Source organism: Streptomyces sp. CRN 30 (genome assembly GCF_034105845.1).
This window is the reverse complement of the sequence record NZ_JAVRHI010000433.1, coordinates 1-21,604: the sequence shown is the minus strand read 5'-3', so window position 1 is coordinate 21,604 and position 21,604 is coordinate 1. Positions and strand designations below refer to the sequence as shown.

Below are 21,604 nucleotides of genomic sequence, written 5' to 3'. Positions count from 1 at the left end.
TCCGCTGCCGTCCGTCGACGCCCGCCGGGGTCGGCGACAGGTCTCGCGTTCTCGGCTACGTTGCCAGGTGTCCGACCCGACGCCGTCCGGAGGTCCGGCAGCACCGTCGCGAAACCCTCCGGCACCCGTCGGCCCGGTGAAAGCCCTGTTGCAGGCCCTGGTGAAGGTCCCGGTGAAGGAGCGTGCCATGGCGGAGTCCCCGTACATCAGCCTCGTCCGCGCCGTGTACGAGTCGAAGGCCGACCCGGCCGTCCTCGGGGAAGTCGTCCACCCGGAGATCGTCTGGGACATCACCCCCGGTTTCCCGGGCGGCGGTGTGTACAACGGCCTGGAGAGCGTGGTGAGGGATTTCTTCGGGCCCCTCCTGGAACGGCTGGAGTCCTTCCGTCCCGTGGGTGAGGAGTACTACGCCGACGGCGAGGACCACGTCTTCGCCCTCGGCAGCTACCACGGCGTGGGCAAGGACGGGACGGCCGTCGCCGCACGGTTCATCCACGTCTGGACCGTCCGCGACGGCAGGCTGGCCCACCTCCGCCAGGTCGCGGACAGCCTCGTCCTCGACCGGGTCCTGACCGGCTGAGGCGCGGCTCGCGAGGGAGCCGCCCCGGCGGCGGAAACCCGTGGTGGCGACCCGTTCCGTACCCTGGCGGCATGCGCACGCGCCCCACTCTCCACTGGACCCCTCCCGAGGGGCTGCCGCCGGGCACCACGGATCCGCAGCCGGTCGCCGACGCGCTGGGCGCCGGCGGTGTCCTGGTGCTCAGCGGGGCGGGCATCTCCACGGAGTCCGGCATCCCCGACTACCGGGGCGAGGGCGGAAGCCTCAGCCGGCACACCCCGATGACCTACCAGGACTTCACCGCCGACGCCCGGGCCCGGCGCCGCTACTGGGCGCGCAGCCACCTCGGCTGGCGCACCTTCGGGCGCGCCCGCCCCAACGCCGGGCACCGCGCCGTAGCCGCGTTCGAGCGGCACGGCCTGCTCTCCGGCGTGCTCACCCAGAACGTCGACGGCCTGCACCAGGCCGCCGGCAGCCAGGACGTCGTCGAGCTGCACGGAAGCCTCGACCGGGTCGTCTGCCTCTCCTGCGGCGCCTTCAGCCCCCGCGGTGAACTCGCCCGGCGGCTGGAGGAGGCCAACCCGGGCTTCGCGCCGGTGCCCTCGGCGATCAACCCGGACGGCGACGCCGACCTCACCGACGACCAGGTCGGGGACTTCCGCGTGCTGCCCTGCACGAACTGCGGAGGCATCCTCAAACCGGACGTGGTGTTCTTCGGCGAGGCCGTCCCGCCGCAGCGGGTCGAGCACTGCCGCGCGCTGGTCCGTGCGGCGGCCTCGCTGCTCGTGCTGGGCTCCTCCCTGACGGTGATGTCCGGGCTGCGGTTCGTCCGCCAGGCGGCCCAGGCCGACAAGCCCGTGCTGATCGTCAACCTCGACCCGACGCGGGGCGACCGGTACGCCCTCACCCGGGTCGCGCTCCCCCTGGGAACGGCCCTCACCACCGTGGCCGACCGACTGGGCGTCCCCGTGACCGACGACGAGGCGGCGCCCCGGCACGAGCCCTGACGGACGGGCGCGTCGCCGTCTCACGGTGGGCTCAAGCCAGCCCCGTGCCCGGCCGACCGCCGCTTCACAGACATGATCGCTGTTGTCCGGCGCTGCGCGCAGGGGGTGCCGCCAGCCCTTTTCCGGCCCGACAGCCGCTCGCCCGGGCCCCGTCGAGGCGGTTTCGGCCGACCGGGCGGGCGTCCGGTCCGGTCCGGGACAGCGGCCTCGGCCGGTAGGACGATGGACCGCAGCAGGCTCGGCCTACCCCGACGCGACGCGGGGAGGAGCGGACCGCCGCGTGACTGCACGAGACCCACGGAATCCTGGAGGGCGACATGGCGAGTCACCGGGCACACCGGGTACACCGGGCAGCGGGAACGGCACTGGCGGCGGTCGTGGCAGTGGGAGCGACGGCACTGACCGGCTGCTCCGACGAGGGTGGCGGCGCCACTCCCGCCGGCCCGAGCAGCCGGGCCGCGTCGGCGGCCAGTTCCCTGGGCGAAGCGGCCTCCTCCGCCGCCGCCTCGCTCACCTCGCAGGCAGCCGATGCACTGGCGTCGGCGAAGGCCGAGGCGGGACACAAGATCGACAACATCCGCGACGGCGTCGACGTCAAGGCAGACGTACGGCTCGGCGAACCGGTCACCGGTGGCGACGGACGGACCACGGTTCCGGTCACCGTGCGCAACACCACGGACGCGCAGGAATCCTTCGCCGTACAGGTCGACTTCACCGACCAGGGCGGCAAACTGCTGGACACGGTCGTCGTCACCGTCGCCGACGTCCCCGCCGACTCCTCGGCCGAGGCCGTCGCCCGCAGCACACACGACCTGACGGGTGAGGTGCGGGCGGCGGTGTACCGGGCGCTGCGCTACTGAGCCACCGGCTCCGGTGGCTCCGGGGTTCAGGTGCGGGTCCGAGGGCGGGGGGGGAACCGGCCAGGTCACTTCGACCAGGCCGGTTCCCCCCGCTCAGTCGTCCCCCGCTCACTTCCTTCCCGCTCGGTTCTCCGTCGCTCGGTCCCGGGGCAGCAGGGCCGCGGCGGCGAGGCCGATCAGGCCGGTGGCGGCCAGGACGGTCAGCGCGGCGGCGTAGGCGTGCGTGGTGAGGCCGGAGACGAGGACGGTGCCGGCGAGGGCGGTGCCACAGGCGGAGCCGAGGTTGGAGACGCTGCGGGACAGACCGGACATCTCGCCCTGCCGGTCCTCGGGGAAACTGGACTGGCGCGGGCGGGGCGGCGCCCCCTCCGGCCGTGCTGGTCAGCTCGACGGCGACGGCCTGTCCGGCCGAGAGCGTGAAGTGCGCGGTGACGTCGGTCCCGTCGGCGCGCAGGGGGACGTCACCGGTGGTCCGGACGTGCAGGTCGATACCCGGTCCGTGGAACACCGTGGAACACCGCGGAGCGGCCGTCGGGCCGGGTGAGGGTGTGCGGGGCCCGTCCGTAGTCGAAGCGTGGGCGGCAGGCGAAGGCGAAGGCGAAGGGCATGCTGCCGCGCACCACCCTGACGACCCTGATGAGACGGTGCCGGTCCGTCGCGGTGGACGAGGTGAGGGGCGGCATGAAGTCGGCCACCTCACCGACACCGCCGGGGGTCATGAAGCGGGTGACCAGTACGGCCGTGTCGGACAGGTACAGCTGCCGCACCGTCGCCGCGTCCCCGTCCGGGACCTCCGCGCGCAGGGCACAGTGCCCGCCGCGCTCGGTGTCCAGGAGCGAGGCGAACACGCTCGGTGCGTCGAAGCGGGGCGTGCACCACCAGTCGACGGTGCCCTGCGACGACACCAGGGCCGCGGTCTGCAGATCGCCGGTCATGCCGTGTTCCGCGATGGGCGGGTACCGGTCCACAGTCCCTCCTCCGACGTGCCGCTGCGCCCGTACGCCGCCGGGGAGTTGCTCGCCGACGGGCACCCGCCCAGCTTCCGGCCGCACCGTCGCCGCGCCCTCACCCACCGCGGGTGAGGTACCGCGGGGCGCCCTCGGCGGAGCCGGGGCCGGTGCCCCAGGGACAAACACGTGATGCACAGCGGCAGCGCGCCGGGCCTGCCAAAATGATCAAGTGTGTTGCTCGTCGGCGGACTTGGAGGCGTACGCGTTCCGCGGGCCGTGACGGGCTGGTCGGCAAGTGGAACGGCAGGAGGCTTCATCAGTGCGCGGTAGGTTGCGGAACCGGTTTCGCTACTGGTTCGACGGCACGATGGACAGGGGAACGCCGGCACTGATCAGCTGGCTGGCCCTCGCCTCGGTCGCCCTCATCACGGTGACGACGACGCTGGGTGTGGTGCTCACCGCGAGCGACGCCGAGCAGAACGGCGGCTGGCTCGGCGTCGCGTGGATGAGTCTGCTGCGCACCCTCGACCCCGGCACCATGGGCGGGGACACCGGCGGACCGGTCTTTCTCCTCCTCATGCTGACGGTGACGATCGGCGGCATCTTCATCGTCAGTGCGCTCATCGGCGTCCTGACCACCGGCCTCAACTACCGCATCCAGGAGCTGCGCAAGGGCCGGTCGCGTCTGATGGAGCGCGGGCACACCATCGTGCTGGGCTGGTCGGACCAGGTCTTCACGGTGGTCGAGGAGCTGGTCGAGGCCAACCAGAGCGAACGCCGCTCCTGCGTGGTCGTCCTCGCCGACCGGGACAAGGTCGACATGGAGGACGCGATCCGCTCGCGCCTCTCCGCCACCGGCCGCACCCACGTCATCTGCCGGTCGGGCAACCCGCTCGTCCGGGCCGACCTGGAGCTGGTCAGCCCGGACACCGCCAAGGCGATCATGGTGCTGCCCCCGGTCGGTGACGACAGCGACATCGACGTCATCAAGGTGCTGCTCCTGCTGAACAGCCGGAAGTGGAGTGGCCCCCGGCCCACGATCGTGGCCGCCGTACAGGACTCGGAGAACGTCGCCGCCGCCCGGCTGGCCGCGGGAGGGTCGGCCCTGGTGATCGACGCCGAGGACATCGCCGTCCGGCTGGTCGCCCAGTCGCACCGGCAGACGGGGCTGTCGAGTGTCTTCAACGAGCTGCTGAGCTTCGAGGGCAACGAGTTCTACTTCCACGACGAACCGGCCCTGGTCGGGTCGACCTACGGCGAGGCGCTCCACGCCTATGAGCTGGGCATGCCGGCCGGGCTCCGCACGGGCGGTGGGGAGGTACTGGTCAACCCGCCCATGGACACGGTCGTGGCGGCCGGCGACCAGCTGATCCTGATAGCGGAGGACGACCTGCTGATCCGGCTGGCCGAGACCCGGCCCGCCGTCGTCGAGTCGGCCATCACGTCCTCCCCCAGCCGGCCGCCGAAGCCCGATGACACGCTGTTGATCGGCAGCAACACCCGGGCGGCGAAGCTCGTCGCGCTGCTGGACAGCTTCGTCGAACCGGGTTCGACCCTGGACATCGCCGCGCCCCGGCCGCCGGGGGAGGAGCTGCTCGGGGACCTGGGCAACCTCACGGTGGGGTACAAGCACTGCGAGCCCACCCGCAGATCCTCCCTGGAGGCACTGGACCTCGCCGGCTACCAGAACATCGTGGTGCTGGCCGACGACAGCATCCCGCCGGGACCGGCCGACGACCGGACGCTGGTGACCCTGCTGCACCTGCGCGACATCGAGGACCGGCTCGGCGATCCGTACTCGATCGTCACCGAGATGAACGACGACAGCAACCGCGAGGTCGCGCAGGTCACCAAGGCCGACGACTTCATCGTCAGTACCAAGGTGATCAGCCTGATCCTGACCCAGCTGACCGAGAACCGTCATCTCGACGCGGTCTTCGCCGACCTCTTCGACCCCGCCGACTCGGAGATCTACCTCAAGTCGGCGTCCAACTACCTCGTACCGGGGATCGAGGCCAACTTCGCCACGGTCGTCGAGGCGGCCCGCAGGCGCGGGGAGACGGCCATCGGCTACCGCCTGGCCCGCCACGGGGACGAACCCCCCAGGTACGGGGTCTCCCTCAACCCGTCGAAGACGGACACGCTCGTGCTCACCGCGGACGACGCGGTCATCGTGCTGGCCGAGCAGTGAGGGGGCCGGCGTGACCGTTCGAGGCCGTCGCGGTCACGGGAGCCGTACGGGCGTCCTCCCGGACGTCCGCTCCGGCTGCGGCGGCCGGGGCGCGGCGGGAGCGAACAGCCAGCCGGCCGGCGGCCGTGTCAGCGGACGGACCAGGCGGCGCACCGGCCGGGAGCCGAGCACCAGGGCGAGCAGGACGGCGCACACCACGAGACCGGCTGTCTCGGCCGGCGTGTCCGCCCGCTCGATCCAGCCGCGCTCCCGGAACGGGAGGATGACCAGGGGGTGCAGCAGGTAGATCGTGAAACCGGCGGCGCCCACCGCCGATATCACCGGCAACCGCCGCCGCGGTACCAGCCTCAGCAGGCAGACCACGAGCGCCGCCGCCGAGGCGAGCACCAGCAGCCGGATCACCCACGCCCACTCCAGGCCCCACGGGTCGGCGGCGGTGTAGGCGTGACGCATGGACAGCCAGTCGTCGTCGACGTCCCTGTGCCACCACGCGCCCACCGCGAAGGAGGCGAGCACTCCGGTGATCGCCACGGGCAGGCTCCAGCGGCCGGCGAACCAGGTGTCCAGGGCGCCCTGGCCGATCCGCCAGCCGAGGTAGAACAGCGGCAGGTAGACGAGCGTGCGGCTCGCCGAGTACAGCATCCCGAACTCGTCGATGTAGCCCACGGCGAGGGCCACGAGCGTCGTCACCAGCAGGGGGTGGCGCAGCTGGACCACCAGTGGCAGCAGCAGCCGCCAGAAGAACAGGGACATCAGGAACCACAGGGTCCAGGGCAACTGCACGACGTGCAGCTCGAACTCCGCGCCCAGCCAGTACGTCTCCAGTGAGTACAACAGACTGAAGACGAGCGCGGGCAGCACGATGCTCTGCAGGAGGGTCCGCAGGTGACGGGTACCGAGCGGGCCCGCGTGGCTGAACACACCGGCCAGCACGACGAACGCCGGCACCCGGAACGCCCAGGTGGCGATGTGGTACGAGTGCAGCACCTCGACCCGCTCCATGAGGGAGCCGACGGTGTGCAGGACCACGATCAGCGTGGCGGAGACGAACCGGGCGTTGTCCCACCACGGGTTGCGCGCCGGGCCCGTCGTCCCGGCGGGTTCGCCGGCAGCGGCGTTGACGGAGGTCGGCGGCGACTCGGCCATGACTCGGCGGGCTCCAGACAGCGGTTCGGCAGCAGCGACAGCTGCCGTACTGATGATCGACTCGGTGGGGGTCGGCGTATCCTACCGGCTGATCATCACCAGGGAGCGCGACGCTCCGCTCGTGGTTCCCGCCCAGTTGTTCGCCAGTTGTTCCGTGCCCTGTCGCTGCGGGGCACGCACGGCGCCGCACGCACGAGCTGAGATCACCTGCGGCGAGTGGCTCAAGGACCCGGCACGCCCCGGTCGCTCGCCGCCGCGGAAACGAGAGGAAACCATGATGCGCAGATACATCCGGTCCGCCCCGCGGGCACGCGTACTGATGAGCGGCGGAGCCGCGTTGGCCGTCCTCACCACGGGCGGGATCGTGGCGACGACACAGGTCGCGGCGTCCACCTCCACGACTGCCGCCCGGGCCGCGGACGCCGTCGAGTGGACGACGCGGACGGTCGCGCCGGGCGTGCAGGTGCGCAGCGCCACCCTGGCCGACACCACCGCCGAGCCGGCCTGGACGATCACCGTCCAGGCGCCCGCCACCGGGCACCTCACCGGCGCCGCGACCTGGGCGCCGGTGGGAACGCCGTCCTGGGCCGACGCCACGGCGAAGCAGCTGCGGGCCGCCGGCTTCCGGCCACGGGTGGAGAAGGTGCGCTGGCCCCGGTACACCGACACGCCGCGGGGCACCATGGGCGCGCGGGTGAGGATCGGCTCGTACGCCACCCAGGCGGACGCGCGCACCGCCGCCCAGGAGGTCACGGCAGCCGGCTTCCGTACCGCGGTGGACTGGACGGGCTACGACGCCGAGCAGCCCGCCGGACGGCAGAACGTGCACGTCGCGACCGTCGATCCGCGCGTCTTCAAGGGCACCGTCGAGGGCACCCACGACGGCGACGCCGCGGACCGGGCGACCACGTCGTCGGTCGCCGTGGGGACCGGCTCCCTGGTCGGCGTCAACGCCGGGTTCTTCGTCACCTCCGACGCCGACGGCGTCCAGGGCACGACGGCGGGGCTCAGCGTGGACCGTGGCCGGCTGGAGTCGATGGCCGCCGGATCGCGGGCGGCACTGATCATCGGGGACGGCGGCCGGCACGTGCGGGTGGCCGACCTGACGTCCTCCGTCACCGTGCGCGCGGGCGTGGCCCGCCACCAGGCGCAGGGCGTCAACCGCGTGCCCGGTCTCATCCGGAACTGCGGGCGGCCGGGAGGGACGCCGAGCGTACGGCCCTGGCAGGACACCACCTGCCGCGCGACCGACGAGATGGTGAAGTTCACCGACAGGTTCGGGGCGCCGCTGCCCACCGGAGAGGGCTCGCAGGTCGTGCTGGACGGCGCCGGGCGGGTGGTGTCGGCGGGTGCGCGCGGGGGCACGGTCCCGGCCGGTGGGACGGTGCTCCAGGGCATCGGGTCGGCCGCCCGCTGGCTGACCGCCCACGCCCCGACCGGGCGGCGGATCGACGTGTCGGAGGTCGTCCGCGACACGGAGGGACGGCGCGTACGGCTCGACCGTGACGACAGCGTCGTCAGCGCCGCCCCCACCCTCGTCCGTGACGGCCGCATCAGCATCGACGCGGCGGCCGAGGGCGTCGTCGCCCCGTCCGACCTGTCCTACAACTACGCGTGGGCCAACGCCCGCCAGCCCCGCACCATGGCCGGCGTGGACGCCAGGGGCCGGCTGCTGCTGGCCACGGTGGACGGCCGCCGGTCCGGCGGCAGCGAGGGCATGACCCTCCAGGAGGGCGCCGCCTTCATGCGCTCGCTCGGCGCCGTGGACGCGCTCAACCTCGACGGCGGCGGATCGACCGCCATGGCCGTCGACGGCGAGCTGGTCAACAGGCCCTCGGACGCCGCGGGCGAACGGGCGGTCGGCGACACGATCCAGGTGCTGCCCCGCCGGGCCGGCTGAGGTACCGCGTCGATGGCTTCCCGCCTCGCACAGCGCGGTCGCGGGAAGCCGTACGCCCTGCGCCGTCAGGGGCCTCGCCAGATGTTGTCGAAGGCCGCGTTCTCGATGCTCCGCCGTTGTCGTACGGCCTCCAGTTCCGTCACCGCGTCGCCGACGGCGGCGAGGACGGTCTCGACCGCCTCGTCGGCGAGGCCCGGGAGGTCGCCGGCCGGTCCGTCCTCGATACCGGCCGCGGCGGCGAGCACCGCGAGCACGGGCTCGCCCGAGGCCAGGCGGTCGGCGGCGCGCCGGCGCGCGGGCGAGTCGGTCGGCGCCGTCGTCGCGATGCGGCCGGGCATCCAGCGGTGACGGGGCTTGGTGACCTGTCCTTCGCTCTCCAGCGCGGCCAGGTAGACCGCGGACAGGCCGCGGCCCCGGCGCCACAGCCAGTCCTCGACCCTCTCGTGGGGCGCCTGGCGGACGACCGCGGCCGCGGCCTCGTCCAGCAGGGGGTCGGCCGGAGTCCCCGGGGCACCGGGCACGATCCGGTCGCCGTCCAGTGTGAGGACGCCGGCGCCGAGGAGGTCGATCAGTTCGGCTCCCGCGAGGGCGAGCGCCAGTGAGCCCGCCTCCACGTGGCGGCCGGGTCCGACGTCGAGGGCGGCGATCGCCAGATCCCGCGGTGTGCTCATCGGTGCTCCTTACGTGGGTGTCCCGGCGGCCGGCCGCCGGGCCCGGGAAGTGACAGCATGTGAGGTGTGCCGCGGCACGGTCAAGCCTCGCACCGGGCCGCTCACGTGCGTCCTCGGTCACCGGGTCGCCGGGTCACCAGACCAGCACGAAGCGGCCGCGCACGCCGCCGTCCTCGAGGCGCCGGTGCGCCTGCGACGCCTCCGCGGCCGGCAGCACCTCCGCCACGCGGGGCGTGAGGACGCCGTCCTCCACCTTCCGGCGCAGCGCGTCGAGCTTGTCGAAGGACCGGTACTCGTCCCGCACCACGGCACGTTCGAAGCGGATGCCGCGCTCACCGGTGCCCTCCCAGAACCGCACGTCGATCGAGACCCCGCCGTCACGGACGGCCGGCAGCGCCTCCTCCCGCTGCACGGACGCGTCCGCGAGCGCGTCCGCACCCTCCGGTACCAGGGCGCGGACCGCGTCGGCGAACCCGGGTCCCCGTTCGACGACGTGATCCGCCCCGAGGGACTCGACGAGGGCGCGGTCCTTGTCCGCGGCGTCGGCGATCACCGTGAGCCCGGCCGCCCTGCCGAGCTGCACGAGGTAGTTGCCGAGCAGGCCCGCGGCACCGGGCACCGCGAGGACCTGCCCCGGTGCCAGGGCGGCCTTCTCCAGCATCTGTGTCGCCGTGAGCCCGTTCATCGGGACGGTCGAGGCCTCCTCCAGCGACGTGTTCGCGGGGACGCGGGTGAACGAGCCCACGGGCGCGACGAGCTTCTCCGCGTAGGCACCGCCGTGGTCGCCGCCCAGCGGGATCGCGATCGCCATGACCTCGTCACCCACCGACCAGCCCTCGACCCCTTCGCCGACCTCGTCGATCAGGCCGGCCGCGTCCATCCCGGGCACGTACGGCAGCGCGATGCCACGGGTGCCCTGCTGACCGGCCCGGCCGGCCGTGTCGGTGGGACTGACGGCGAACGCCCGCACGTCGATGCGGACCTCTCCGGGACCCGCGTGCGGCTCCCGGACCTGGTGGACGGCGAGGGCCTCCGGCCCTCCGAACTCGGTGACGCCTACAACCCTCATGGTCGGCCAATCCCTACAGTCGTCGTTCCGTACAGGGGCGCGGCGAGCCGGACGTCGGCGTTCCCGGCTCCCGCTGCGCCCGCAGGGCGGGTGCCCACCTTCGCGGCGGGAAAAGACGGAATGCGGAATTACATGTTCCCCTCCGGCGGCCGACGTGCCCGGTGCGCCCGCCACGCCTACCGTGGGCGGCAGGAGTGGAGCCGGAGAGGAGCCCGTCGCATGCCCGTCCCCGACAGCCCGTTGCGCGGCCGTACCGCCGTGGTGACCGGTGCGGCGCGCGGTCTGGGCGCGGCCCTGGCCCGTGAACTGGCCGTCCGGGGCGCGAAGGTGGCGCTGCTCGGCCGGGAGGAGAGCACGCTGGCACGGGTCGGTGACGCCCTGCCGGGGGTGGCGGAGTGCTGGGAGGCCGATGTCACCGACGACCGGCGCATGGCCCGGGTCGGCGCCGAGATCCGGGCGCGGCTCGGTCCGCCCTCCGTGGTGGTCGCCAACGCCGGCGTGGCCGAGGGCGGGCCGTTCGCCGAGTCCGACCCCGCGGTCTGGCGCCAGGTGGTCGAGGTCAACCTCATCGGCAGCGCGGTCACCGCCCGGACGTTCCTCCCGGACCTCTTCGCCACCCGTGGCCACTACCTCCAGATCGCGTCGCTCGCGTCCATCGGGGCCGCGCCGATGATGAGCGCGTACTGCGCGTCGAAGGCGGGCGTCGAGTCGTTCGCCCACGCGCTGCGGGCGGAGGTCGCCCATCGGCACGTGGGCGTGGGGATCGCCTACATCAACTGGACGGACACCGACATGATCCGTGACATGGACCGGTACGCGGTGCTGCGTGAATTGCGGGGGCACATGCCGGCGCCGGCCCGCAGGGTGTATCCCGTCGCCGATGTCGCCGGCCGGCTGGTCGCCGCGGTCGAACGGCGCCGCCCCTCCGTGTACGTGCCGCGCTGGCTGCGGGCGGCCCAGCCGGTGCGGGCCGCGCTGCCGGCGGTCGTCACGATGCTGTCGCGGCGCGAACTGCCCCGCCTGGCCGCCGTGGAGCGCTTCGAGGCAACCGGCCTGCTCGGCCCCGGCGGCCGGGCGCACGGGGCCGGGTCCCGTCCGGCGGACGACTGAGCGGAGGGAGGGGCCGTGGACACGGACGGACAGCGGACCACGGCGGGGCTGCACTGCCTGGTCACCGGGGCGTCCGGGTACATCGGCGGCCGTCTGGTGCCGGAGCTGCTGGCGGCCGGCCACCGGGTCCGGTGCCTGGCCCGCTCCCCCGGCAAACTGCGCGACCACCCCTGGGCGGGCGACGCCGAGACGGTCCGCGGGGACGTCACGGACGCCGCGTCGGTCGCGTCCGCCCTGCGCGGCGTCGACGTCGCGTACTACCTCGTGCACGCCCTGGGCTCCGGCCCGGGCTTCGAGCGGACCGACCGGCGCTCGGCACGGATCTTCGCCGAGCAGGCGCACGCCGCCGGTGTACGGCGCATCGTCTATCTCGGCGGGCTGACCCCGTACGGCGTGCCCGAGCGCTCCCTCTCCCCGCACCTGCGCTCCCGGGCCGAGGTCGGGCGCATCTTCCTCGACGGTCCCGTGCCCGCGACCGTGCTGCGGGCGGCGGTCGTCATCGGCTCGGGGTCGGCCTCCTTCGAGATGCTGCGCCACCTCACCGAACGGCTGCCGGTCATGGTCACCCCGAGCTGGGTGCGTACCCGTACACAGCCCATCGGGGTGCGCGACGTGCTGCGCTACCTCGTGGGCTCGGCCGTCATGCCGGCCGATGTCGACCGGGCGTTCGACATCGGCGGTCCGGAGGTCCTGACGTACGCGCAGATGATGCGGCGTTACGCCGTCGTCGCCGGACTGCGGCGGCTCGTCGTGCCGGTGCCCGTCCTCACCCCCCGGCTGTCCAGCCTCTGGGTCGGTCTCGTCACCCCGGTGCCCGCCGCGCTCGCCCGGCCGCTGACCGAGTCGCTGCGGCACGAGGTGGTCTGCCACGAGCACGACATCGCCCGGTACGTGCCCGACCTGCCGGGCCGGCCCCTGCCCTTCGACGAGGCGCTGGCCCTGGCGCTGCGGAGGGTGCGCGAGGCGCAGGTCGTCACCCGCTGGTCGTCCGCCGCCGCACCGGGGGCGCCGAGCGACCCGCTGCCCACCGACCCGGACTGGGCCGGCGGCAGCCTCTACGAGGACGAGCGGCAGTTGCCGGTGGACGCGTCCGGCCGGGCGTTGTGGCAGGTGATCGAGGGCATCGGCGGCGACAACGGCTGGTACTCCTTCCCGCCGGCCTGGGCGGTCCGCGGCTGGCTGGACCGGATCGTCGGCGGTGCCGGTCTGCACCGCGGGCGGCGGGACGCCGAGCGCCTGCGGACCGGCGACTCGCTGGACTTCTGGCGGGTCGAGGAGATCGAGCCCGGACGGCTGCTGCGGTTGCGGGCCGAGATGCGGCTGCCGGGACTGGCGTGGCTGGAGATGTACGTGGAGACGGACGGCGAGGGCCGCACCCGGTACCGGCAGCGTGCCCTGTTCCACCCGCACGGGCTGCTGGGCCACGCCTACTGGTGGTCCGTCTCCCCGTTCCACGCCGTCGTCTTCGGCGGCATGGCCCGCAACATCGCGCACGCCGCCGCCACGGGCGGGAGCCCGCGCGGGAAGTGACGCCCCGGCCGGTCCCGGGACATCCCCGGACGGTCGCCCTCCTCATCACTCGGGGGCGTGGAACAGCCGGAGGAACGCCTCCATCGCCGCGTCGACACCGGCGCGGTCGCCGGTGGCGAGCAGGTCGAGCAGCAGACCGCGGACGGTGGCGAGTCCCAGCCTGGCACGGTCGCGGGCCGTGGCGGGGTCCGCCCCCGCCGCCGTCTCGGCGGCCACGAGCGGCTCCAGCCAGTCCGTCACTAGCCCTTCGAGGAACGGGACGGCCTCGGGCCTCCCCCGCAGCGCCTGCCCGCACAGTTCGAAGAACAGCCGCTCCTGACCGGCCGCCCCGGGGTCCGTCAACCGCTGCCACAGCCGCCGCGCGACCTCGGCGGGCGGGAGGCCGGGCTCCAGGCGCAACAGGGACAGCTGTGCGCGCCGGCGTCGCTCCGACGTCCGGACGATCTCGACGAGCAGCTGTTCCTTGGAGCCGAAATAGTGGATCAGCATGCGGTGACTGACGCCGATCGCGGCGCCCAGGCGGCGCAGGCTCAGGTCCGCGATGCCGTGCGCCACGACGTGATCGGTGGCCGCGTCCACCAGCCGGGCGCGGCGGTCGCCGTCCGGAGCGTGCGCGGCCGCGTCCCCGGCCCGCGGTTCGTCCCTGTGCGCCACGTCGCGAGTGTACCCATCGGTACACGGCCTCTGTACCGTGTGGTACATGAGGCCAGTCACCGCGTCGATCGATGTCCTGCACACGCCGGAGCAGGTCTACGGCTTCCTCGAGGCCATGGCTCACCACGAGCGCTTCACCGACCACTACCTGACCGACTGGCGCCTCAGCGGTCCCGACCGCGGCGTCGGAGCGGGTGCCACGGTCACCGCGGCCCTGGGCGGCACGAGGACCGACGTCACCGTCGAGGTCGTCGAGGCCGACCCGCCACGGCGTCTCGTCGAACGCAACGTCAGCGCGGCCGGCCGGCGCCTGGCCCACGGCACCTACACCGTCGTACCGCTGCACACCGGCGGGAGCCGGGTCGCGTTCACGTACGCCTGGGTGCGTGCGCCGCTCCCCGACCGGCTGTTCGCGCCCCTCGTCCGGGCCACGATGCGGCGCGCCAACCGCACGGTCATGCGACGCCTGGCCGCCGAGCTGACCCGCCACGGGGCCGCCGCCGGGTCATGACGGCGGCGCGCGGTACGCAGGGCCCGCGCGCCAGGGACGCAGTTCGAGGGTGATGTGCGGGGACGGCGCACGGAGGAAGTCGGGCGCGTCGAAGGCCTCACCCCCTCGATCGGCCGGCCGTACACCCGCCCCCCGCGTCACCCGCCAGGGGTGAGGGGCCGCCGCGCCGCGTGGGCGACGGTGGGCACGGAGGTGTGACGCCCATGGGCCACGAGGAGGAGGATCCCACGGCCCGCGCCCGCGAGCACGGGGATCCCACGGGCCGGGCAGGCCGGGGCGGAGAGGGTGAGGGGGGCGGTCCCCGGGGCCGTGCGGACGCGGGCGTCCGACCTCGCGACGGCGAGGCGGACGCCGACGGTCCGGGTGTCGGCGGTCTGAGTGCCGGTGATCCGAGTGTCGGCGGTACGGGTGCCGGTGATTCGAGTGTCGGCGGTCCGGGTGCCAACGGTCCGGGTGTCGGGGATCCCGCCGTCGAGAGCGAACTGGAGCGTCTGCGGTCGGAGGTCGCGGCGCTGCGGGCGCGGGCCGGCACCGAGCGGCGGCGCCGTGCCAGGACCACCGCGGTCAGACGGGCGGTGGCCGCGCTCCTGGTCCCCTTGGTGGCCCTGTGCGCGGTCGGCGCGGTCATCGGGGTGTGGGCCGCGCGGACCGTCTTCGACACCGACCGCTGGGTCGCCACGGTAGGGCCGCTGCCCGCGGACCCGGCCGTGAACGCGGCGCTGTCCTCCTACCTCACCGAGGAGCTCTTCGGCCGCCTCGACGTCGAGCAGCGGCTGTCAAAGGCCCTGCCCGACAGGGCGTCCTTCATCGCGGCGCCGGTCACCGACGCCGTCCACGACCACCTGCGCGACGCGATCGGCAGGCTGCTCGGGACGGAGGAGTTCCAGGACCTGTGGCGCTCGGTGAACCGTTCCGCCCACGCACGGATCGTCGCCGTGCTGGAGGACCGCGCCGAGAACGTGGACGTACGGGGCGACACGGTCACGCTCAACCTGCTGCCCCTGGTCAACAACCTGCTCCACGCGCTGGAGGACCGGCTCCCCACCGTGTTCGGCAAGGAGATCGACCTGCCGCCCGTGACGTCCGGCGAGATTCCGCCCGGGTTGCGCCACAGGGTCGAGGAGGCGCTCGGGGTGCCGCTGCCCCCGGACTTCGCGCAGGTCAAACTCCACGACCGTGACCGGCTGGGAGCGCTCCAGGAGGCCGTGCGGTTCTGTGAGCGCGCGCTGGCGGGCCTGCTCGTGGCCGTGCCGCTGCTGCTCGGCCTCGCACTGTGGGTGTCGCCGCACCCCAGGCGCACCCTCCTCCAGCTCGGCCTGTGGCTGGTGGTGGCGACCACCGCCCTGACCGCCGTCCTGCGGGCGGTACGGGACCAGCTCCTCGACGAGGTGCGGTCCGGCGTCCATCGCGAGGGCGTACGGTCCGCGCTGGGGGATGTCCTCGCGCCCCTGCACGACCGCGGGGTCCAGCTCCTGTGGGCCGGCGTCGCCCTCGCCGTACTGGCCTACCTCGTCGGGCCCGGGCGGTTCCCCGTGGCGCTGCGCCGCTGGACGCTGCAGGGGGCCCGGGCCGTCGGCCGGCTGCCGTCCCGTGTCGGTCAGCGGGCTGGTTCGGCCGCGTCGTTGCGGCCGTGGATCGGGCGGAACGCCGATGTGCTGCGGGTCGCGGGCGTCGTGGTCGCGGTCCTGACGGCGCTGTGGCTGTCCTCGTGGACGGGGCTGCTCGTGGCCGCCGCCGTCCTCGCCGCGTACGAGGGCGCGGTCGCCCTCCTGGCCCGGGACGGCGACTCCTCGCCGGCCGGCGAGGAGTCGCCGTCGCCGTCGGAGGAGCCCTCTTCCTCCTCGGAGCAGCGGTGATCGTCCCGGTCACGGCGCCCGTCGCCGGCACGGCGGGCGGGCTGCTGCCGACGGTGTTCTCCGGGCCGGTCCGGGAGCAGCCGGGCGGCCCGGTGACGCGGTGTCGCCCCGCGTCACCGGGCCGGGCCGGTGCTGCCGCCCCGCCGGGCCCCGTGGGCCCTCAGCGGCGGAGGTCCTTCAGCCCGCTCGCCGCGCGGGCGCGGGCCCACGCCTCGGGGAGCTGCCGCTCCCGGGCCTCTGCCGCGGCCCTCTCCTGGCCGTGCAGCAGACCCCAGGTGAAACCGGACTCGCCCGCCGCGTGCGCGGAGATCGCCAACCGGCGCAGGACGTCGCGGGTGACGACGCTGTCGTGCTGGTCGCCGCTCACCTGCTGCACGGCCTTGACGCGTTTGCCGAGCCGCCGCGCGGGCTTCCCGAGGACGGGACGGGCCGCCTCCGTCGCGTAGCGGAGCGTCTTGGCGGCCTTGCGGGCCTGGTGGATCGCGGCGTCGCGTTCGGCCCCGGCGGGCATGTCCAGCGCACGGTCCATGCGCTCGACGAGCCGGCCGTGCTCCTTGGAGAGCGCCTTGACCATGACCTTCTCGGGCTTGCGAGCCGCTTTGGCGCGCAGCGGCGGCGCCTCGGTCAGGGCGCTCAGCCTGTCGAGCAGCTTCAGGTAGCGGGGTGAGTCGAGTGCGTCGAGGGTGCGCCGGCGGCCTTCGGCCTGCTCCGCCGCGTCCCAGACCTGCAGCCGTGCGTCGACGGGGCCGAGGACCAGCTCGCCGGGCAGTTCCCGTACGCCGGCGGTGAGCCGCTCCCGGAGCACCTCGTGGTCGCGTTCCGTGCCGAGCTCACCGGCGAGCCACTTCAGCTCCCGCCGGACGGGGTCGGTGACCTCGCGGTCGAGGACGGAACGGTAGGACCGCAGGCAACCGCGCAGGCGCCGGGAGGTGGTCCGCATCCGGTGCACCGCGTCGGGCAGGTCGCGCCGGACAGCCGGGTCGAGGTCCGTGAGGGTGCCGACCAGACGGTTCACGTGGGCGAGCACGTGGTCACCGGCGGACCCGGGGGTGCCCGCGGCGGGTGTGTCCGCAGGGTCCTGGAGGAGGGAGGTCGTCTCCGTCAGGGCGCGGGCCACCTTGGACGGGCTCTGCGCGCGGTCGACGCCGTTCTTGCGCAGCACCTTCTCCACGCGGTCCAGCAGCGCGGGGCCGGCGTCCGCGAGTTCGACCTCCATCTCCGTCCACCTGGTGCGCCCGCCGTCGGCGAGCAGCGAGTCGGCGCGCACCGTGTCCAGGCTCAGCTCGGCCAGGACGCCGCCGTCGGCGTCGAGGAGATGGCGCAGGGAGCGGGTGGAGCGGATCCGTATCACCGGCCGCAGCGGTGCCCCGCGGGTGCGGGAGAGGGCGAGCTCGCGCAGCTCCTCGGGGACCTTGTCCTTGGCCTTGGCCGACAGCGGGCACCGGATCTCCTCCCGGCTGCTGCCCGGCAGGGGCAGTTTCAGGTGCCAGCCGGCATCCGTGCCGCCGGTCCTGCGCCGCAGGGAGGCGCCGGCCCGGGTCAGTCGCAGGTCGTCGGTGTCGTAGTAGACGGCGTCCAGTTCCTGCACCCCGCGCTCCTCGAGCGCGGCGACCGACTTCACCTCGGTCAGGTCGGACAGCCAGGGCATGTCGTCGGTGGCGGCGGGCGCCGCGTACTTGCGTTCGGTCTCTCGTGTCGACTGGGCCATACAGTGCCCGTTGACGCGAAACGGCGGATCAAACCCGTACGCGCCCTTTACCCTCCCCGCGCACCGCCGTACGCCCGTCGCGCGCGAGGTCGCAACGGGGTGCGGCGGGGTGCGGGCCGCGGTCGCCGCCGTCTCGGCGCCGATTGACGGATTGGCGCCCGTCCGGCGTGGGCAGGACCCGGGCGGTACGTGGCATGAACACGCCACCTTCCCCCACAGGAGGTAGACCATGCACGCACGAGCACTCGCCCATGGCCTCACGGCCGCGCTCACGGCGGCCCTCACCCTGGCCGGCGGCCAGGCGTACGCCGCCCCGGCGGGCGCCGGCACCGGCGCCGAGCCCCTGGCGGCCCGGGTCGTCACGTACGACGCCGGCGCCTCGGCGGAGTTCAGGGCCGCCGTCGACCGGGGCGCGGCGATCTGGAACGAGAGCGTGGCCAACGTCGAGCTGCGCCCGGTCGCCACCGGGCAGCGCGCCAACATCCGGATCCTGGCCGACAACGGCTGGCCCCGGGCCCTGACCACCTCGCTCGGCAACGGGACCGTCTACATCGGGCGGCAGGCCGTCAACCAGGGATACGACACGGTCCGCATCTCGTCGCACGAACTGGGTCACATCCTGGGCCTGCCGGACCGTAAACCCGGCCCCTGCACGAGCCTGATGTCGGGTTCCACCGCAGGGGTGTCGTGCAAGAACCCCTACCCGAACGCGGCCGAGAAGGCCGAGGTCGAGGGCAACTTCGGCACCGCGTCCGCCCGCCCGGCACCGGCGCCCGCTCCGCGCACCGTGGCGACCGTGGACTGACCCGCCGGCGCGTGCGGGGCCGCACCGTCCCGGCACGCGCCCCGGGCGGATCCCGCGCTTCCCGGTGGCCGGCCGAGTCGCGCCGCCCGCCGGGGGTGTGGGGGGCGGCCGCAGCGGGAACTCTTCCCTTCTGCCGGTCGGCCGGCCGGAGCGCCGGAACATCCGCGTCCTCGTCCGCGGGAGGCCCGATGTGGAAGCGCAGGAAGCGCGCACGGCGCGCCAGCACCTCTCCTCTCGAACTGTGCGACCTGTGCGGCGCGGCCTTCCCCGCCGAAGCGGCCGTGAGCGAGTACGTGCCCGACTCGTCCTCCGCCCACGCCACCCGGGACCGGTACGACGGCCTCCGCCTGCTCACCGCGTGCCGTGAGGAGCACCTGGAGGAGCTGAGGGAGACGTACCGGCGTCGCCCGTTCGTCCAGGAGGAGCTCTGGGCCGCCAAGATCACACGGGCGCTGACGGCCGGCCCGCCGGCCCTCCCCCTCACCCAGCTCGCCCGCCGGACCGGCCTGCACGCGCCGGACATCCGTCGCGCCATCGAGTGGCACAACCGGCACCGGCGGGAAGACGGAGGCACCGGGCCCGCAGGCCCGTGACGGCCGCGCCTCTCGCTCGCCGTTTGCGACACCCTTCGCTCGCACACATTTCCGCAACCATGGCGAAGTGCGGCACAAACGAGTTCCAGGTGCATTCGACGGCCCGGAAGGCGCCGCACACATCCACCCGGAAAGACGCACGCTGGATTCCGTGCACTCAGTTCCTTGTCGGAGAGCATGTTCCGGTACGGCGTTTTCCGAGGGGAGTCCGTTCCATGGTGCGTGGCAGGGCGAAGGCCGGGCATCTCGCGGCAGAGGCGTCCGAACGGCTGCTGTCGGCCGGCCGGCTGCTGTCGCGGGCGCCCACGACACCGGAGGGGCGGGCGGTCAGCCGCGCCGATCAGACGGTCAACGACGCGCCGTACCGGGAGCGTCGGGCGCACGACAAGGTGGTGCGCTCCACCCACGGGGTGAACTGCACGGGGTCGTGTCAACACCGAGCACCGCAAGCCCTGCCACACCCTCACCGGCCGCCGGCACTTCTACCTCGACCACGAGTGGATCGCCGAGTCCACGTGCAGGAACGCCTGGTGAACGTGCCGAAGTCGGAGGCGACCGGCTCGCCGCGACGGAGGGGATCACCGTCCTGTCCGCCGCGGTCCGGCCCATGGCCTGGACCGCGGCGGCAGCCTGGACGGCGGTCACCGCATGCCGTCTGCACACCCGGCGAGGACGGCCGTGAGGCTACCCGCGCGTCCGCGCGGTCTCCAGGTACTGCAGGACCGCGGCGACCCGCCGGTCCACCTGGTCGGCCGGGGACAGGTCCAGCTTGGCGAAGATGCTGCGGATGTGCTTGTGCACCGCGCCGTCGGTGACCACCAGCCGCCGGGCGATGGCGGTGTTGCCGAGGCCCTCGGCCATCAGGGCGAGCACCTCCCGTTCGCGCGGGCTGAGCCGCTCCAGGCGGGTGTCCTGCCCGGAGCGGGTGAACAGCTGGGCGACCACCTCCGGGTCGATGGCGGTGCCGCCGGCCGCCACCCTGTGCAGGGCGTCCAGGAACTCCTCGACCCGGCCGACCCGCTCCTTGAGCAGGTAGCCGATGCCGCCCACCCCGCCGGTGAGCAGCTCGGTGGCGAAGCTCTGCTCGACGTACGCAGACAGCACCAGCACGGCCAGTCCGGGGTGCCGGCGCCGGGCCTCCACGGCCGCGCGAATGCCTTCGTCCGTGTGCGTGGGCGGCATCCGCACGTCGAGGACGGCGACGTCGGGTTCGTACTCGTCGATGGCGCGCAGGGCCTCCTCGGCCGTACCGGCCTTCGCCGTCACGTCGAGGCCCTCGGCGCCCAGCAGCAGGGCGAGCCCCTCGCGCAGCAGCGGGTCGTCCTCGGCCATCACTATTCGCATCTCGACAACTCGCTCGTCGCTCGTCCGGGTGGCGGTCACGCGGCCCGGCGAGCGGTCAGGTACCGGACGGCAGGTCCACCTCCAGTACCGTCGGACCGCCCGCCGGGCTGATCACGCGGAGCGTACCGTCATGGGCCGCCACCCGGCGACGGATGCCCGTGAGTCCGGAGCCGCCCGCCTCGTCCGCCCCGCCCCGCCCGTCGTCCTCGACACGCAGGTGCAGCCGTCCGTCGCGGGCCCGCACGGTCACCGCCGCCCGGCCGGCCCCGCTGTGCCTGGCGATGTTCGTCAGCGCCTCGGCGACCACGAAGTAGGCGGTCGCCTCCACGGAGGCGGCACAGCGCAGGGGCGCTTCGACGTCCGTGCGGCAGGGCACCGCGCACTCGGCGGCCAGCCCGGACAGCGCGCCCGCGAGCCCCCGGTCGGCCAGTACCGGCGGCAGGATGGAGCGGGAGACGGAGCGCAGCTCGGCCAGGGCCTGTTCGGCGGCGCCCTGCGCGCGTTCGAGGAGCTCGTCGGCGCGTACGGGATCACGGGCGGCCATCCGGCGGGCGGCGCCGAGCAGCACGGTCACCGTGACGATCCGGTTCTGGGTGCCGTCGTGCAGCGAGCGCTCGATGCGGCGCAGCTCGGCGGCGTGGGCGTCGAGCGCGGCGGCGCGGGTGGCGGTCAGCTCGGCGACGCGCAGGGAGAGGTCGGTGTCCGGTCCCGCGGCCAGCAGCCGGCGTCCCGGGCGGGCCTGGAGCCGGGCCATGCCGGGGGTCAGGCCCAGGATCATGGCGATCCAGCCGACGCCCAGCAGGCTCACCGACAGCGCCTCGGGCCAGGAACGCGCGATCCCGTACCCGATGGACGTACTGGTCGTGTCGGCCGGCAGGAGCGGCCACACCAGCGGGAACACGGTGTCCCGGAAGGCGGCGAGCGGCAGGCACACGCCGAGCAGTCCGAGGACGAGGCCCAGGGTGCCGTGGCGCAGGGCCCAGCGCAGTTCCCGCCGGGTGGTGGGGTCGGTGAGGGCGAGCCGCGGCGACACCGGCGGCGGGCCGGGGGCGAGCACCTCGGGTCCCCGGCGGCCGAGCCGTTCACGTTCCCGGCCGGCCAGCGCGTGCAGGGCGCGCACCGCGACGGGCGCGAGCAGCA

The 21,604-nt window shown here is 74.1% G+C and carries 20 protein-coding genes and 1 pseudogene; 12 read left to right on the top strand and 9 right to left on the bottom strand.

Annotated elements, in window-relative coordinates:
* Positions 1-187: 187 nt before the first annotated feature.
* The 3 genes from UW392_RS47195 (at position 188) to UW392_RS47185 (ending at position 2,426) form a co-directional block, all read left to right on the top strand.
* Positions 188-580, top strand: coding sequence for a nuclear transport factor 2 family protein (locus UW392_RS47195; protein ID WP_320781529.1), 393 nt, complete (start codon positions 188-190; stop codon positions 578-580).
* A 71-nt stretch (positions 581-651) separates the two neighbouring features.
* Positions 652-1,566: an NAD-dependent protein deacetylase gene (locus tag UW392_RS47190; protein WP_320781528.1), complete on the top strand. Its 915-nt coding sequence runs from the start codon at positions 652-654 to the stop codon at positions 1,564-1,566.
* Positions 1,567-1,943: 377 nt separating this feature from the next.
* Positions 1,944-2,426 (top strand): hypothetical protein, encoded by a 483-nt coding sequence (locus UW392_RS47185; RefSeq protein WP_320781527.1) that lies wholly within the window; start codon positions 1,944-1,946, stop codon positions 2,424-2,426.
* A 108-nt stretch (positions 2,427-2,534) separates the two neighbouring features.
* Here the strand turns inward: UW392_RS47185 and UW392_RS47180 are convergent, their stop codons facing one another.
* The gene (locus UW392_RS47180; protein WP_320781584.1) at positions 2,535-2,738 is read right to left on the bottom strand and encodes a hypothetical protein; all 204 of its coding nucleotides are present in this window, start codon (positions 2,736-2,738) and stop codon (positions 2,535-2,537) included.
* A 149-nt stretch (positions 2,739-2,887) separates the two neighbouring features.
* The gene (locus UW392_RS47175) at positions 2,888-3,394 is read right to left on the bottom strand and encodes a trehalase-like domain-containing protein (protein WP_414497475.1); all 507 of its coding nucleotides are present in this window, start codon (positions 3,392-3,394) and stop codon (positions 2,888-2,890) included.
* Positions 3,395-3,743: 349 nt separating this feature from the next.
* Here UW392_RS47175 and UW392_RS47170 point away from each other — a divergent pair, with 349 nt between their 5' ends.
* Entirely contained in the window at positions 3,744-5,567 is a 1,824-nt protein-coding gene (locus tag UW392_RS47170) for a CASTOR/POLLUX-related putative ion channel (RefSeq protein WP_320781526.1), read from the top strand.
* Between the two features lie 33 nt (positions 5,568-5,600).
* Here UW392_RS47170 and UW392_RS47165 read toward each other — a convergent pair whose 3' ends face one another.
* Positions 5,601-6,713, bottom strand: a complete 1,113-nt coding sequence (locus UW392_RS47165) for an acyltransferase family protein (RefSeq protein ID WP_320781525.1) — start codon at positions 6,711-6,713, stop codon at positions 5,601-5,603.
* A 274-nt stretch (positions 6,714-6,987) separates the two neighbouring features.
* Here UW392_RS47165 and UW392_RS47160 point away from each other — a divergent pair, with 274 nt between their 5' ends.
* Positions 6,988-8,613, top strand: coding sequence for a phosphodiester glycosidase family protein (locus UW392_RS47160; RefSeq protein ID WP_320781524.1), 1,626 nt, complete (start codon positions 6,988-6,990; stop codon positions 8,611-8,613).
* Between the two features lie 65 nt (positions 8,614-8,678).
* Here UW392_RS47160 and UW392_RS47155 read toward each other — a convergent pair whose 3' ends face one another.
* Together UW392_RS47155 and UW392_RS47150 are read right to left on the bottom strand one after the other, a co-directional pair.
* Positions 8,679-9,284, bottom strand: a complete 606-nt coding sequence (locus UW392_RS47155) for a GPP34 family phosphoprotein (RefSeq protein WP_320781523.1) — start codon at positions 9,282-9,284, stop codon at positions 8,679-8,681.
* A gap of 133 nt (positions 9,285-9,417) precedes the next feature.
* Entirely contained in the window at positions 9,418-10,353 is a 936-nt protein-coding gene (locus UW392_RS47150; RefSeq protein WP_320781522.1) for an NADP-dependent oxidoreductase, read from the bottom strand.
* Positions 10,354-10,572: 219 nt separating this feature from the next.
* Between UW392_RS47150 and UW392_RS47145 the strand changes: the two genes are divergently transcribed.
* Together UW392_RS47145 and UW392_RS47140 are read left to right on the top strand one after the other, a co-directional pair.
* The gene (locus tag UW392_RS47145; RefSeq protein ID WP_320781521.1) at positions 10,573-11,463 is read left to right on the top strand and encodes an SDR family oxidoreductase; all 891 of its coding nucleotides are present in this window, start codon (positions 10,573-10,575) and stop codon (positions 11,461-11,463) included.
* A 15-nt stretch (positions 11,464-11,478) separates the two neighbouring features.
* Complete coding sequence (locus UW392_RS47140; protein ID WP_320781520.1) at positions 11,479-12,993, top strand: SDR family oxidoreductase; 1,515 nt, start codon at positions 11,479-11,481, stop codon at positions 12,991-12,993.
* A 45-nt stretch (positions 12,994-13,038) separates the two neighbouring features.
* On the opposite strand, the gene UW392_RS47135 is transcribed toward UW392_RS47140, so the two are convergent.
* Positions 13,039-13,647, bottom strand: coding sequence for a TetR/AcrR family transcriptional regulator (locus UW392_RS47135; RefSeq protein ID WP_320781519.1), 609 nt, complete (start codon positions 13,645-13,647; stop codon positions 13,039-13,041).
* Positions 13,648-13,693: 46 nt separating this feature from the next.
* On the opposite strand from UW392_RS47135, the gene UW392_RS47130 reads away from it, so the two are divergent.
* Positions 13,694-14,158 (top strand): SRPBCC family protein, encoded by a 465-nt coding sequence (locus UW392_RS47130; protein WP_320781518.1) that lies wholly within the window; start codon positions 13,694-13,696, stop codon positions 14,156-14,158.
* Between the two features lie 203 nt (positions 14,159-14,361).
* On the top strand, positions 14,362-16,014 hold the full coding sequence (locus UW392_RS47125; protein ID WP_320781517.1) for a hypothetical protein: 1,653 nt from the start codon (positions 14,362-14,364) through the stop codon (positions 16,012-16,014).
* 160 nt (positions 16,015-16,174) lie between these two features.
* Here UW392_RS47125 and UW392_RS47120 read toward each other — a convergent pair whose 3' ends face one another.
* On the bottom strand, positions 16,175-17,722 hold the full coding sequence (locus UW392_RS47120) for a CYTH and CHAD domain-containing protein (RefSeq protein WP_320781516.1): 1,548 nt from the start codon (positions 17,720-17,722) through the stop codon (positions 16,175-16,177).
* A 229-nt stretch (positions 17,723-17,951) separates the two neighbouring features.
* Between UW392_RS47120 and UW392_RS47115 the strand changes: the two genes are divergently transcribed.
* From UW392_RS47115 to UW392_RS67150, 3 genes and pseudogenes are all read left to right on the top strand, one after another.
* Positions 17,952-18,527, top strand: coding sequence for a snapalysin family zinc-dependent metalloprotease (locus tag UW392_RS47115; protein WP_320781515.1), 576 nt, complete (start codon positions 17,952-17,954; stop codon positions 18,525-18,527).
* A 188-nt stretch (positions 18,528-18,715) separates the two neighbouring features.
* A complete protein-coding gene (locus tag UW392_RS47110) occupies positions 18,716-19,120 on the top strand; it encodes a hypothetical protein (protein ID WP_320781514.1) in 405 nt (134 codons plus the stop codon).
* Positions 19,121-19,335: 215 nt separating this feature from the next.
* A pseudogene (locus UW392_RS67150) lies at positions 19,336-19,551 on the top strand (hypothetical protein); the annotation flags it as partial.
* A gap of 253 nt (positions 19,552-19,804) precedes the next feature.
* Here UW392_RS67150 and UW392_RS47105 read toward each other — a convergent pair.
* Complete coding sequence (locus tag UW392_RS47105; protein ID WP_320781513.1) at positions 19,805-20,464, bottom strand: response regulator transcription factor; 660 nt, start codon at positions 20,462-20,464, stop codon at positions 19,805-19,807.
* Between the two features lie 55 nt (positions 20,465-20,519).
* On the bottom strand, positions 20,520-21,604 hold a 1,085-nt coding region (locus UW392_RS47100), incomplete at its 5' end, for a sensor histidine kinase (RefSeq protein ID WP_320781512.1).

Bases quoted from the DNA above. Each gene is read 5' to 3' on its own strand.
- UW392_RS47150 (WP_320781522.1), bottom strand. From the start codon at position 10,353: ATGAGGGTTGTAGGCGTCACCGAGTTCGGAGGGCCGGAGGCCCTCGCC.
- UW392_RS47170 (WP_320781526.1), top strand. From the start codon at position 3,744: ATGGACAGGGGAACGCCGGCACTGATCAGCTGGCTGGCCCTCGCCTCG.
- UW392_RS47155 (WP_320781523.1), bottom strand. From the start codon at position 9,284: ATGAGCACACCGCGGGATCTGGCGATCGCCGCCCTCGACGTCGGACCC.
- UW392_RS47195 (WP_320781529.1), top strand. From the start codon at position 188: ATGGCGGAGTCCCCGTACATCAGCCTCGTCCGCGCCGTGTACGAGTCG.
- UW392_RS47110 (WP_320781514.1), top strand. From the start codon at position 18,716: ATGTGGAAGCGCAGGAAGCGCGCACGGCGCGCCAGCACCTCTCCTCTC.
- UW392_RS47120 (WP_320781516.1), bottom strand. From the start codon at position 17,722: ATGGCCCAGTCGACACGAGAGACCGAACGCAAGTACGCGGCGCCCGCC.
- UW392_RS47165 (WP_320781525.1), bottom strand. From the start codon at position 6,713: ATGGCCGAGTCGCCGCCGACCTCCGTCAACGCCGCTGCCGGCGAACCC.
- UW392_RS47125 (WP_320781517.1), top strand. From the start codon at position 14,362: ATGGGCCACGAGGAGGAGGATCCCACGGCCCGCGCCCGCGAGCACGGG.
- UW392_RS47160 (WP_320781524.1), top strand. From the start codon at position 6,988: ATGATGCGCAGATACATCCGGTCCGCCCCGCGGGCACGCGTACTGATG.
- UW392_RS47190 (WP_320781528.1), top strand. From the start codon at position 652: ATGCGCACGCGCCCCACTCTCCACTGGACCCCTCCCGAGGGGCTGCCG.
- UW392_RS47115 (WP_320781515.1), top strand. From the start codon at position 17,952: ATGCACGCACGAGCACTCGCCCATGGCCTCACGGCCGCGCTCACGGCG.
- UW392_RS47105 (WP_320781513.1), bottom strand. From the start codon at position 20,464: ATGCGAATAGTGATGGCCGAGGACGACCCGCTGCTGCGCGAGGGGCTC.
- UW392_RS47145 (WP_320781521.1), top strand. From the start codon at position 10,573: ATGCCCGTCCCCGACAGCCCGTTGCGCGGCCGTACCGCCGTGGTGACC.
- UW392_RS47180 (WP_320781584.1), bottom strand. From the start codon at position 2,738: ATGTCCGGTCTGTCCCGCAGCGTCTCCAACCTCGGCTCCGCCTGTGGC.
- UW392_RS47130 (WP_320781518.1), top strand. From the start codon at position 13,694: ATGAGGCCAGTCACCGCGTCGATCGATGTCCTGCACACGCCGGAGCAG.